The organism is Corynebacterium sp. HMSC06G04 (assembly GCF_001807365.1).
Taxonomy (GTDB): Bacteria; Actinomycetota; Actinomycetes; order Mycobacteriales; family Mycobacteriaceae; genus Corynebacterium; species Corynebacterium simulans.
The window spans coordinates 221165-234135 of the sequence record NZ_KV788598.1 but is presented as its reverse complement, the minus strand read 5'-3'; the positions used below and the strand labels follow the sequence as shown (position 1 = coordinate 234135).

Annotated in this window: 10 protein-coding genes; 5 read left to right on the top strand and 5 right to left on the bottom strand. The window is 59.9% G+C overall.

What is annotated here, in order from left to right; translation table 11 throughout:
* Window positions 1–96: 96 nt before the first annotated feature.
* Window positions 97–690 (bottom strand): peroxiredoxin, encoded by a 594-nt coding sequence (locus HMPREF3158_RS02930; protein ID WP_061922987.1) that lies wholly within the window; start codon window positions 688–690, stop codon window positions 97–99.
* A gap of 155 nt (window positions 691–845) precedes the next feature.
* Here HMPREF3158_RS02930 and HMPREF3158_RS02925 point away from each other — a divergent pair, with 155 nt between their 5' ends.
* Window positions 846–1793, top strand: a complete 948-nt coding sequence (locus HMPREF3158_RS02925; protein ID WP_062039480.1) for a hydrogen peroxide-inducible genes activator — start codon at window positions 846–848, stop codon at window positions 1791–1793.
* A gap of 47 nt (window positions 1794–1840) precedes the next feature.
* Here HMPREF3158_RS02925 and HMPREF3158_RS02920 read toward each other — a convergent pair whose 3' ends face one another.
* Entirely contained in the window at window positions 1841–2752 is a 912-nt protein-coding gene (locus HMPREF3158_RS02920) for a DUF2189 domain-containing protein (protein WP_070497247.1), read from the bottom strand.
* Between the two features lie 103 nt (window positions 2753–2855).
* On the opposite strand from HMPREF3158_RS02920, the gene hrpA reads away from it, so the two are divergent.
* On the top strand, window positions 2856–6752 hold the full coding sequence (gene hrpA / locus HMPREF3158_RS02915) for an ATP-dependent RNA helicase HrpA (protein WP_070497245.1): 3897 nt from the start codon (window positions 2856–2858) through the stop codon (window positions 6750–6752).
* Window positions 6753–6840: 88 nt separating this feature from the next.
* On the opposite strand, the gene nrdR is transcribed toward hrpA, so the two are convergent.
* A complete protein-coding gene (gene nrdR / locus HMPREF3158_RS02910) occupies window positions 6841–7299 on the bottom strand; it encodes a transcriptional regulator NrdR (RefSeq protein ID WP_062038664.1) in 459 nt (152 codons plus the stop codon).
* Between the two features lie 240 nt (window positions 7300–7539).
* A complete protein-coding gene (locus HMPREF3158_RS02905) occupies window positions 7540–7935 on the bottom strand; it encodes a hypothetical protein (RefSeq protein WP_062038661.1) in 396 nt (131 codons plus the stop codon).
* 292 nt (window positions 7936–8227) lie between these two features.
* On the opposite strand from HMPREF3158_RS02905, the gene lexA reads away from it, so the two are divergent.
* Both lexA and HMPREF3158_RS02895 read left to right on the top strand, forming a co-directional pair.
* Window positions 8228–8947: a transcriptional repressor LexA gene (gene lexA / locus HMPREF3158_RS02900; RefSeq protein ID WP_062038658.1), complete on the top strand. Its 720-nt coding sequence runs from the start codon at window positions 8228–8230 to the stop codon at window positions 8945–8947.
* A gap of 310 nt (window positions 8948–9257) precedes the next feature.
* The gene (locus HMPREF3158_RS02895; protein ID WP_062038655.1) at window positions 9258–10043 is read left to right on the top strand and encodes a DeoR/GlpR family DNA-binding transcription regulator; all 786 of its coding nucleotides are present in this window, start codon (window positions 9258–9260) and stop codon (window positions 10041–10043) included.
* Between the two features lie 51 nt (window positions 10044–10094).
* Here HMPREF3158_RS02895 and ptsP read toward each other — a convergent pair whose 3' ends face one another.
* Window positions 10095–11780, bottom strand: coding sequence for a phosphoenolpyruvate--protein phosphotransferase (gene ptsP / locus HMPREF3158_RS02890; RefSeq protein WP_062038652.1), 1686 nt, complete (start codon window positions 11778–11780; stop codon window positions 10095–10097).
* A 201-nt stretch (window positions 11781–11981) separates the two neighbouring features.
* Between ptsP and HMPREF3158_RS02885 the strand changes: the two genes are divergently transcribed.
* On the top strand, window positions 11982–12944 hold the full coding sequence (locus HMPREF3158_RS02885; protein WP_062038649.1) for a 1-phosphofructokinase family hexose kinase: 963 nt from the start codon (window positions 11982–11984) through the stop codon (window positions 12942–12944).
* Window positions 12945–12971: the final 27 nt, after the last annotated feature.

Genomic DNA, 12971 nt, shown 5'->3' with positions numbered 1-12971 from the left:
GCTTTTCTCCTTTGAGGTTTTGATAGGAATTTGCTGTGCTGGATTTAAAAGGAAACCCCGCCACGAAAGCGGGGTAAACCTGCATCTCAGTGAGATTTAGAGCGCAGACTGAACGACGTCCATCTTGTTGATGTTCTTGGTTGGGTCATTAGCTTCCCAGTTGCAAGCGCAGACCTCTTCGGACTGCAGTGCGTCCAGAACGCGCAGAACCTCGTCGACGTTACGACCGACAGCGTCCGGGGTAACGGAAACGAACTGGATAACGCCGTCTGGGTCGATAATGAAGGTTGCGCGGTCAGCAACACCGTCAGCGTTCTCAACGCCGAGGGCGCGGATGAGGTCGTGGCGGATGTCAGAGAACATCGGGAAAGGAACTTCCTTCAGCTCTGGGTGGGTTGCGCGCCAGTTAAAGTGAGCGAACTCGTTATCGGTGGAGCCGCCGAGGATCTGGGTGTCGCGGTCCTGAAACTCCTCATCCAGCTTGCCGAAAGCAGCGATCTCGGTCGGGCAAACGAAGGTGAAGTCCTTCGGGTAGAAGAAGACGACCTTCCACTTGCCCTCGTACTTGTCCAGGGAAACCTGCTCGAAGTAATCCTCAGGCTGGTTAGCGTTAACGTCGTGCAGGTCGCCGCCCTTCAGTGCGGTGAGCTCGAACTCTGGGAACTTCTCGCCAACGGTCAAGATAGGCATATGAAAGACATCTCCTTATTAGATGTTGAATCAAAATTCTGGGCTGCGCATCTTCCAGCGCTTGTGGGGCCTAAAGCCCCGCCGCAGCCAAGTATGCCAACATCCGTTGCGCATGTCAATAGGAAATCCTATCGATGGATGTTAAAGTTATAGGCATGCACAATAAAGAGTACCGTCCCACACTCGCTCAGCTGCGAACATTCGTCACCATCGCGGAGAACAAACACTTCGGCACCGCCGCCGCAAAGCTGGAAATCTCCCAGCCTTCCCTCTCCCAAGCCCTCGTGGCCCTCGAACAGGGCCTTGGAATTCAACTCATCGAGCGCTCCACGCGCAAGGTAATAGTCACCGCCAACGGCGAAGAGCTCCTGCCCTACGCTAAAGCAACGCTCGAGGCCGCCGATGCGTTCCACGCTCATGCCCGCGGTGCCCACGGTACCCTCACTGGGCCGCTGACCATCGGCGTTATCCCCACCATCGCGCCATATATCCTGCCTACCCTGCTGCGGTCTATCACCGAGACCTACCCAGAACTCGAGCCGCGCTTCGTGGAGGAGCAGACGGAGCACCTTTTGGGCAAGCTGCGCGACGGCCAGTTAGATCTTGCCATCATCGCCCTGCCCTCCGAGGCCGCCGGCATGGTGGACGTGCCGCTGTACACGGAGGACTTCGTCGTGGTCACCGACAACAATGATGCCCTGGCAGGCCGCGAGGACCTCACCCCTGCAGAGTTAGATAGCCTGAAGCTTTTGCTTCTCGACGACGGCCATTGCCTCCGCGATCAAATCCTCGATCTGTGCCGCCGCGCGCATATCAACGCGTCTGAGGCCACTAACTCGGTTACTCGTGCATCCTCTTTGACCACCATCTTGCAGCTAGTTATGGGCGGGCTGGGCGCTACTTTGGTTCCGGAATCGGCCATTGCCACCGAGTGCACCAACCCGCACTTACAGGTCTCGCGCTTCGACCCAAGCGTTACCGCTGAGCGCGAGGTGGGCTTGGTCTTCCGCAGCTCCGCCGCTCGCGCCGAAGAGTTCCGCAAGTTCGGCGCGCTGGTTACCGCAGCCTTCGAAGAAGCACTGCAGCGCTCGCGCAACGTATAAAAAATTCCTCGGCTCCTTGATTGGAACCGAGGATTTTTCTTTTATCTTTAGGCCTGTACGTAGCGGCCAGCGCACTGGCGGAACAAGTGCGCCTCAGCCAGCAAGGAAACTGGAGCGAAGATGAAAAGGCCCAGACCAAGCGTGAAGATACAAGCGATACCCAGGCCGAACATCATCAACGCGTAGAGCAGCAGCTGCGCGTAGTTGGCCTTGCCCGCCATGAAGCCCTTCTTGATGGAATCGCCAATGGAGTCACCGTCAGCTGCGAACCATGGCATCAGCTTGTACAGCGGAGTGACCAGCCAGCCGATGATGACCATCACTGCCAGGATGCCGAAGACGGTGCCAGCAGCCGCCAGAGCTGCATCCTCGTCCTGAATGTCCGCGCTGGTGAGCGTGGCAAAGGCGGTGCCACCAAAGACCATGACGGCCAAAATCATGACCACGAAGGACACGAGGGCGATGATCAGCAGCATCAGGAAGGTATTGCCCCATCGTACGTCCTTACCGATGTAGGACCAGCCAGTCTTCAGATCATCAATCTGGAACAGCGCCAGACGCATGACGAACAAGGAGACCAGCAGGGAAATCACCTGCGTGATCACGTTGGAGAAGATATTGCCCGTGAACGCGGCGTTGCCGTCGCCGTTGGAGGCCAAGATGAATCCCACAACGGCACCGAAGATGCCGAATACAGCCAACATCAAAAGCGAACCCAAAATCCACAGCTGCCAGTTACTAAAGGCCGTGCGGAATGCCCAGCCGATAGCCTTCGTCGCAGAAACCGGGCCGTTGTAGCCCACGCCGCCCTGTGGCTGCTCGTCGTAGCCAGCGTTCCCGCCCGCGTTGTAGCTACCGTAGGAAGGCAAGCCGTAGTCAGGACGGTCCTCCGGGTGGTTGGTTGGCTCATAACGCGGGAAATCCTTACCGTCGCCTGCAGATCCAAAAGGTGAAGACATCTTCAATCCCCTCTATTTATATTCATTTTCTTTAGTCTCGATCGCACCTACCCTATCAACATTTCCCGCCGCTTACGACGGCTAGTAGAATTCACAACCAGCTATGACGATTCCTTCAACGCCCACCCGCGACGAGCTTTACGCCGCTCTCGACGAGGTTTCTACCAAAGATGCCCGCGCTTTCCGACGCCGCCTTCGCAAGGCCCGCTCACCCCAAGCCCTCACCGCAATCGGGGGCGATATCCAACAAGCCCGCGAGCGCGTCGCGCTAATCGACGCCGCCGTTCCCTCCATTTCCTACCCCGAGACCCTTCCGGTTTCCGGCCGCAAGGACGACATCGCAGAAGCCATCCGCGATAACCAGGTGGTCATCATCGCCGGCGAGACCGGCTCCGGTAAGACCACGCAGATCCCTAAGATCTGCCTCGAGCTAGGCCGTGGCCGCAAGGGGCTGATCGGCCATACCCAGCCGCGTCGTCTAGCCGCGCGCACCGTCGCCGAGCGTATCGCGCAGGAGATGGATCAGAAGATCGGCGAGTCCGTGGGCTACGCCATCCGTTTCGATGATCGCGTGTCTGCTACCACTGCTGTGAAACTAATGACAGACGGCATCCTGCTCGCGGAGATGCAGCGCGACCGCTTCCTGAATGCTTATGACACCATCATCATCGATGAGGCTCACGAGCGTTCCCTCAACATTGATTTCCTGCTGGGCTACTTAAAGCGCCTGCTGCCTAAGCGCCCGGATCTCAAGGTGATTATCACCTCCGCGACCATCGACCCAGAGCGCTTTGCCCAGCACTTCGCAGACGGTGAGGGAAAGCCCGCGCCCATCATCGAGGTCTCCGGGCGCACCTACCCGGTGGAAATTCGCTACCGGCCGCTCGAGTTCGAAGCTGGGGGCAAGGTCGTCGATCAAGATCCGCTAGACGGCCTTTGCGAGGCCATCGAGGAGCTCATGGCAGAAGGAGAAGGCGACATCCTCTGCTTCTTCCCCGGCGAGCGCGATATCCGCGACGCGCAAGAGGCCATCGAGGCGCGCAAGTGGCGCGGCGTTGAGGTCACCCCACTGTTTGGCCGCCTGTCCAACGACGAGCAGCACCGCGTCTTTTCCGAGCACCGCGGCCGCCGCATCGTGCTGTCCACTAACATCGCAGAGACCTCGCTGACGGTCCCGGGTATTCGATACGTGGTAGACACCGGCACCGCGCGTATCTCGCGCTATTCCACCCGCACCAAGGTCCAGCGCCTGCCCATCGAGCCAATTTCGCAGGCCAGCGCCAACCAGCGTTCCGGCCGCTGCGGCCGTGTTGCCGACGGCATTGCCATCCGCCTGTACTCCGAGCAGGACTTCGCCTCCCGCCCAGAATTTACCGACCCCGAAATCCTGCGTACCAACTTGGCCAGCGTCATCCTGCAGATGATTTCGCTGCGCCTAGGCGATATCTCGGAGTTCCCCTTCGTGCAGCCGCCGGAGAACAAGGCCATTCGCGATGGCCTGCTGCTCCTCCGCGAGCTCGGCGCCCTGCACTCGCAAGAGGAAAAAGACGGTCTTCCGGTTCTCACCGACATCGGCTGCGACCTTTCCCGCATCCCCGTCGACCCCCGCATGGCGCGCATGCTCGTCGAGGCCCACCGCTCCGGCTGCTTGGAAGACGTCATGGTCATCGTCGCGGCCATGACCATCCAAGACGTTCGCGAGCGCCCCCTCGAATACCAAGCGCAAGCCGACCAAGCCCACGCGCGCTTTAAGGACGCCTCCTCCGACTTCCTCGCCATGCTCAACCTGTGGGATTTCCTCAAGGACGCCCGCACCGAGATGAGCGGCAATGCCTTCCGCAAGCGCATGAAGAAGGAATTCCTGCACTACATGCGCATCCGCGAGTGGTTTGACTTGGTGCGCCAGCTTAGGGACGTCGCCAAGCAGCTCGGATGGAACCAGCAAGAAGCCACCGAACGCCGCCCCGATGACATCCATATGTCGCTTTTAGCGGGCCTTTTGTCCAACATCGGCGCGCGCGATGGCAACTCCAAGGAATTCCACGGTGCCCGCAATACTCGCTTCCTAGTCTTCCCCGGTTCCGCGCTGGCGAAGAAGCCGCCGGAATTTCTAATGGCCGCCGAACTCGTCGAAACCTCGCGCCTGTGGGCACGCGACGTAGCCGCCATCGACCCCGCGTGGGTGGAAAAGCTAGGCGCGGACCTGCTACGGCACAACTATTCCGATCCCGTGTGGTCGCGCAAGCGCGCCGCCGCCGTGGCCACGCAGCGCTCGACTCTCTACGGCGTCCCCATCGTGGTAGACCGCACGGTGCCCTATCACCGCGTCGACCCGACGGCCGCACGCGATATGTTCATCCGCTCTGCGCTAATTGAAGGCGAGTGGAATACCCACCACCACTTCTTCCACGACAACGTGAAAAAGCTGGAAGAGGCCGCCGAATTTGAGGACAAGGCACGACGCCGGGGTCTGGTGGTTTCGGAGGACACGCTTTTCGATTTCTACGACACACGTATCCCCGCCAAGGTCACCACGGGCCGGCACTTCGACTCGTGGTGGAAGAAGCAGCGTCACAAGACCCCAGACCTGCTGGACTTCGACCCGGAAAAGCTTATCGAGGAAGACCACGACGTCACCGAGGAAGCCTTCCCAGACAGGTGGCTGAAGGGTTCCATTGACTATGACTTGAGCTATAAGTTCGAGCCCGGCGATCCCCTCGATGGCGTCACCTTGATGGTGCCCGTGCCGTTGCTTGCAGGGCTGGATACGGAGGGCTTCGACTGGCTGGTGCCGGGCCTACGCCTGGAGTTGGCCACGGAGCTAATCCGTTCCCTGCCGAAGGCGTTGCGTCGCACCGTGGTTCCCGCGCCGGAGTTCGCAGAGCGTGCCCTGCCGCGTCTGCTCCCTTATGAAGGCCCCCTGACGCAGCAGCTTGCCGACGTCCTCCGCGAGCTCGGCGGCCAAGGGATCAACGCTTCCGACTTCCGGCCATCCAGCCTGCCGCCGCACCTGCAGATGAACTACGCTGCGGTGGATAAGCGCGGGAAGATTATCGATTCTGACCGGGACCTCGCAGCGCTCGTGCAGCGCCAGGCGGGGCACATCAAGTCCTCAGTCTCGCGGGTCGGACGCAAGTCTGAGTCGAAGGCCGTCAAAGAGTGGACGCCGGAGACGCTCGGCACTATTGACGAGGAAGTCCAAACGGTGGTTGACGGCCATGAGGTCACCGCGTACCCCGCGCTCGTGGCAACCACGGACGGCGTTTCCCTGAAGGTTCACCCCACCAAGGCCGCTGCCGACGCCGCCATGTTGACCACCACTCTGACGCTGCTCCTGCGGGAGATTAACGTCAATCACCAACAGATGGTCAAGGGTCTGCCCTTGCAGCAGCGCGTGGCTGTCGACGCCTACCCTCACGGCGGCGCCGAAGGCCTCGTTGGCGATGCGCGGGTGGCTGCCATTCGCGATCTCATGGTCGAAGCCGGCGGTGCGCCTCGGTCGCCGGAGGGCTTCGCCAAGCTTCGCGACGTCGTCAAGCCCCAGGTGCCTGGCCGCGTCCGGCAATCCGTGGTGGCAATCGCGCCAGGGCTTGCCGAGTATGCGAACCTGCGTGCCGAGCTCAAACAATGGGAAGGACCTGCAATTGACGATATGCGCGAGCAGCTGAAGTTCCTGCTTCCCGAAAACGCCATCACCGTGCATGGCATGGCGCACCTGCGCCATCTCCCGCGCTACGTACAGGCTATGCGGATTCGTCTAGATGAGATGGCAATAGACCCAGACAAAGACGCGGACCGGCAGGCCGAAGTCGATGAGGCCAAAGCCTACCTCAACAATCGCCTGCGCAACCTGCCCGCCGGACGCGCCAAAACCCGCGAGGTCAAGGACATCTACTGGATGGTCGAGGAACTACGCGTCTCACTTTTTGCTCAGCGCCTCGGCACCGCGCACCCGGTATCCTTGCGCCGCATCCAAAAGGCGGTGGACAAGCTCCGCTAATCACCACGCCGTCTAGCTCCAGACGCGGCCATACGCCGTTTGCCAGCATCCGCAAACGAGCACCAGCCCTAGGCTGGCACTGCGGCTCTTAAAAGTTATCGCGGTCGCGGCGGCGCATCAGGCGAATTTCGGATTCGAAATCGTCGGCGCTTTCGAAGGACTTGTAAACGGACGCGAAGCGCAGGTAGGCCACCTCATCAAGGTCACGCAGCGGCTCGAGGATTGCAAGGCCAATGTCGTTGGCATTGACCTGGGAGGAACCGTGGCTGCGCACGGTCTCCTCTACTTCTTGGGCTAGCTTTTTCAAAGCGTCGTCGCTGACGTCGCGTCCCTGGCAAGCGCGACGGACGCCGCGGATTAGCTTGTCGCGGCTGAACGGCTCCGCCAGACCGTTGCGCTTAACCACCAAAAGAACCGCCTTTTCCATCGTGGTGAAACGGCCTTTGCAGGAGGCGCACTCGCGCCGACGGCGGATGGCGGTGCCGGCGTCGACTACACGAGAGTCGATGACTCGCGACTGTTCATAATGACAAAACGGGCAGTACACCGCACGGTTCCTTTCACTTTCACGTCATCCACCTCCCACACGTGGAAGGCAGGCGTTAAGACCGCATTTAGTGTACTGCCCAAACAACTGGGGATGCCATTTTCCGGCCGGCATCCAAGCCGAGTGATTACTTTCCCACACCAACACTGCCGCACGCCCACAGAACCGCACGCCACAAGCGCTGCCTAGCCAAACGCGCGACGGCAGCTAACGCGCGACGGGGTTAGCGTGCAGCGGCGGCTAGTGCGTAACGCCTGCCTGAACCACTTGGGCGTTCTCGGTGTGGACAGCACCAGTGTCAGCAGTCAAGCCTCCGAATACAGTTCCGATGAACACTGCTGCACCAAAGACAGCGCCCAACAGATAATTCGCACGATTCGATTGCGCACGCGAATATTCTTGCTCGCCATGACCAGCGGATTCAGAATTCGCGCAGCGGCGGATAGGGGCTCCGTATGTTCGATTATCCACGCTAAGGGTTCGAACATCGTGGGGTGTTGCGGTTACCCCAGCGCGACGGGCATCGTAGACATCCGCATCCCAAACAGAGGCTGCCGGCACGACGCGAGCGCGGTACGCGCGGCGAGCATTAGTGGAAGTAACATAGGTGGATGCGGTGTTGAGTGCGATAGCCATTGTGAGATTCTCCAGTGTTTGTGTGTTGCGATTAACTGATGGTTGCAGAGTACTTTTCTGCTGCGACATGTTCGAAAAGTTTCATCGATAATCCGTTCGAATTAGTTGCTATGTTCGATTTATAACAACTTTTCGAAAGTTTGTCCACACCTCCGGCAAATTTCTCGAACATTTGTCCCCCACGTGGTAGAAAAGAAGGGAAGCTTTTCGAAAATTCGAGCAACCCAAGTTCGAACAACCCAAGCCGCGACGGAAGCCGCGCGGCAACTTCCACCCCCGCCGAGGAGAAACTGTGCCACGCAAGCCAGCTAAAAATTCCGCTAAGCCCGACATCAACTCCCTTTCGCCGCGCCAACGCCGCATCCTCGACGTCATTCACGACGCAGTCATGCTCCGCGGCTACCCGCCAAGCATCCGCGAAATCGGCGACGCTGCCGGCCTCCAGTCCACCTCTTCTGTGGCCTATCAGCTCAAGCAACTAGAAGAAAAAGGCTTCCTGCGCCGCGACCCAAACAAGCCCCGCGCCGTCGATGTACGCCACCTCAATGAGGAAGAGCCCAAGAAGCCAGGGCGCAAGGCCTCACCCAAGGAAGAACCGCAGCAGTCTGTCGACGCCACCCCAGAGGACGCTTCCGCAGTTTCCTATATTCCGGTGGTCGGCCGCATTGCCGCAGGTTCGCCGATTACCGCCGAAGAAAACATCGACACCTACTTTCCCATGCCAGATGACGTAGTTGGCAACGGCGAACTATACATGCTCCAGGTTGTGGGAGACTCCATGCAGGACGCAGGCATCCTCAACGGTGACTGGGTCATCGTTCGTTCGCAGTCGGTGGCCGAGGAAGGCGAGTTTGTCGCCGCGCTTCTCGACGGCGAGGAAGCCACCGTCAAGGAATTCCACCGGGATTCCTCGGGTGTGTGGCTCCTGCCCCACAACGATGCTTACTCCCCAATCAAGGGTGACGATGCAGAAATCATGGGCAAGGTAGTTTCGGTGTTCCGCAAGCTCTAACCACCCACTTCCGCTGCTTCAACGCCGGCCAACGGATGCCCGAAAATACCCCCTTTTATGCGTAATTTTCCGGTTGTCCATTGGCCGGCGTTTAAAGTCACATTTTGCAAATCTGCAGCTAAAGAAAATTTCGGCGTCCGCATGCAAGATTAGCGATATGTGAAACTCTTTGTTTCGTTCCGATTCGTAGGGATTTCTGGAAAACTAGAGGCAAGCCAGTATTATTCCGGCAACAGCTTCCGCTTTACCCCCAATAGACGGAGGCTGTCTAGCCCCCACCCCGTTCCTGGGCAGATCTTTGGAGGACCCTATGTACGCAGAGGAGCGTCGCCGTCAGATCGCCTCCCTCACCGCAGTTGAGGGACGCGTCAACGTCACCGAGCTTTCCGAGCGCTTCGACGTCACCGCTGAAACCATTCGTCGCGATCTCGCGGTCCTAGACCGCGAAGGCGTTGTGCACCGCGTGCATGGCGGCGCTGTGGCCTCTCAGTCCTTCCAAACCGCAGAGCTGACCCTCGACACTCGGCAACGTTCCGCTACCGGCGCCAAGATTGCCATCGCACGCGCCGCCATGCAGTTCCTCCCAGACGCCGGCGGCAGCGTCTTCCTCGACGCGGGTACTACCACCAATGCCCTGGCAGACCTCATCGGTCAACAATTCGCCGCAGGGCAATTTTCGATAGTTTCCAATAGCTTGCCCATCTCGCTTTCCTTGGCAAGCAACGGCGTTCCCGACGTTCAGCTGCTCGGCGGCACCGTCCGCGCCATAACCCAGGCAGTCGTGGGCGATACTGCACTGCGCACCATGGCGCTCATGCGTGCCGACGTCGCCTTCATCGGCACCAATGCGCTCACCCTCGACCACGGCCTGTCTACCGCAGATTCCCAAGAGGCAGCCATCAAGTCCGCTTTTGTCACCAACGCCCACAAGGTCGTGGTCCTCTGCGATTCCTCGAAACTCGGTAACGATTATTTGGTCAGCTTCGCCTCCATCGCGGATATCGACGTCGTCATCACCGATGCCGCCGCACCAGAAAGCTTCATCGAGGCGCTTCGCGAGCGCGAAATCGAAGTAGTCATCGCCGCCGATAAGTAGCATCGGCACATACAAAGATAGCCCCGCCAAAAGCGGGGCTATCTTTATGTTTTAGAACTCGTCCAACAAAGCGAGCGCTGCCGCTCGGGCTTCGGATGGGCCCTCGGCGTTGATGGCGGCGTCGGCAAGCTTTTGGCACTGCTCGAACGTCAGCTCCGCAAGCTGTGCGCCCACGCCGGCGACAGCCGTGGAAGCCGCCGACAGGGAGTTCACGCCCAAGCCAGTCAGCACGCAGGCAAGCAGCGGATCCGCTGCCGCCTCGCCGCATACGCCAACCGGAACATTGTTATCCTGGCCCACCACGCAGGTGTGCTGGATAAGGCGCAGCACTGCCGGCTGCCATGGATCAGTAAGATATGCCAGCTGCGGGGAAAGACGATCCGCCGCCATGGTGTACTGCGTCAAGTCATTGGTACCAATGGAGACGAAGTCTAGATGCGGCATGATGGTATCGGCCATCAAAGCCGCCGCTGGAACCTCAATCATGGCGCCCGCAGTAAGGCCACGCTCGCGACAAAGACCCGCGAACCACTTCGCCTCAACGGCGGTAGCGACCATCGGCGCCATAACCCACGTCGGGGCATCGTCGCCACGGTCTGCGGAAGCCTGCGCAATGGCATCCAGCTGGCGAGTCAACAGCGCCTCGTTATCGCGTGCGATACGCAGACCACGCACGCCAAGCGCAGGGTTTTCCTCGGAAGACATGGTGGCATAAGAAATCGGCTTATCTGAACCCGCATCCAAGGTACGAACAACCACCTTGGAAGACGAGAAGGCGTTAAAGACCTTCCCATAGATGCGCGCCTGCTCATCCACCGTCGGCTCCTCGCTCGCAGAGAGGAAGGAAAGCTCAGTGCGGTAAAGACCAATGCCCTCCGCCTGGGAATCCGACGCGATACGCGCCGCGTTGCCGTCCGCGACGTTGGCCAAAAGCTGCACGCGATGGCCATCCTTAGTTTGCGCCGGGCCACGCCACTGCGCCACTCGCACAGCCTTCTCGCGGTATTCCTCTACCGCCCGCAAAGACTCCTCGCGGTCTGCACCCAAGTTCACCGCGCCAATAGAGCCGTCCACGAACACGAGCGCGCCGGCCTCAATGTCACGCAGCTCCGCGCCCACGGCCACGATGCATGGAATGTCCAGCTGGCGAGCGATAATCGCCGTGTGGCTCGTCGGGCCACCGAGCTCGGTGACCAAAGCCTTGATGTGTGCGGTGTCGAGGGTTGCGGTATCGGCGGGCGCGAGGTCATCAGCAAGCAGCACTGCTTCTCCGGTGACCATCGGCAGACCTGGCTCCTGCTCGCCACGCAGCTGCGCAATAACGCGGTCGCGCACGTCCTTTAGGTCCGTCGTGCGCTCGGCCATCACACCGCCTGCTGCTTCAAACATGGTGACAAACTTCTCAGTCGCGCTCGCGGTTGCGTACTCCGCCGGCCGGCCTGCACGGATGGACTTGCGCACCGCCTTGTGCCAGCCGCGGTCCTTGACCATGCCGGCGGTAGCGCCCAGCACCTCAGCCGCCTGGCCTTCTGCGCCGGCCGCACGCTGCTCGAGGCGGCTTGCCACGATATCGACAGCCTCTAGGAATCGGTCATACTCGCCGTCGCGCTTTTCTTCATCGATTAGCTCCCCAGCAGTTGGCAGTTCTGGACGAGGACGCACCCACACGGCCTCGGCGTATGCGACACCGGCAACGACGCCAGTGCCCTTGATGGTTGATTGAGATTCGTTTTCCATCACACATTCCTTTGGGAGGGGATTTGCTCTCCCCCTAGATCATCACAGATCGGGCGAAAAAGCAACGAATACCACACTCTTTTGATTGACTTTCGGACATAACCAGACAACAATCAACAGGGAGCAGAAATCTGCGCTCGACCACCGTCCAGCTAGCTTTCTCCCAATATACGCAAACTGCGAAAGGGACGAGTCTCCACAATGATTCTCACATTGACCCCCAACCCCAGTATTGACGCCACCCTAAACCTCCAAGAAGCCATCAATCCTGGCGCAGTTCACCGCGCCAGCCTGGTTTCGCAGGTCGCAGGCGGCAAAGGCGTCAACGTCACGCACGCGGTGCACCTTGCCGGCGAGAAATCCGTCGCTCTTCTGCCCGCACGCAAGGGCGATCACTTCCTTACCTTGATGGAAGACGGCAACATTCCCTTCGATGCCGTATCTATGCCTGGTTCTGTCCGAACCAACACCACCATCACCGAGCCAGGTGGCCGCACCACCAAGGTCAACGGCCCTGGCCCTGAGCTCGACGAGACAGTCCAGTCTGCCATTTCCTCCTCACTGGCCGCGCTTTCCATCGGCGCGGAATGGGTGGTGCTTGCGGGTTCCCTGCCCAAGGGCGTTCCCACGCATTGGTACGCCACGCTTGTCGACGCCATCCGCTCCGCCGCGCCCCAAGCACGCATCGCCGTCGACACTTCCGACGCCCCGATGGTCGCCCTTGCAGAGCGCCTCAACGAGTCCGCACCGAATCTACTCAAGCCCAATGGGCTTGAACTCGGCCAGCTCACCGATACTGACGGAAATGCACTCGAGGCCGCCGCGGAACAGGGCGACTACTCAGGCGTCGTCGAAGCCGCGCGCGTAGTGGTTGGTCGTGGCGTCGATGAGGTTCTCGTCACTTTGGGCGGTGCTGGCGCAGTTCTCGTTACTGCAGATGGCGCTTGGGCTGCTACCCCACCTCCTACGGCTGTCGCATCCACCGTCGGCGCGGGTGATTCCGCACTTGCCGGCTATATTTTGGCCCGCCGCGCAGGGAAGGACTTTGCGGAAGCTTTGCGCCAATCCGTGGCCTACGGTTCTGCGGCTGCGGCTCTGCCCGGCACCCAGCTGCCAAAGCCTGCACAAGTCAATATCTCAGAAACTAAAGTTTTAAGCCTTTAACCGCGTTTAACTACAACTTTGATCATT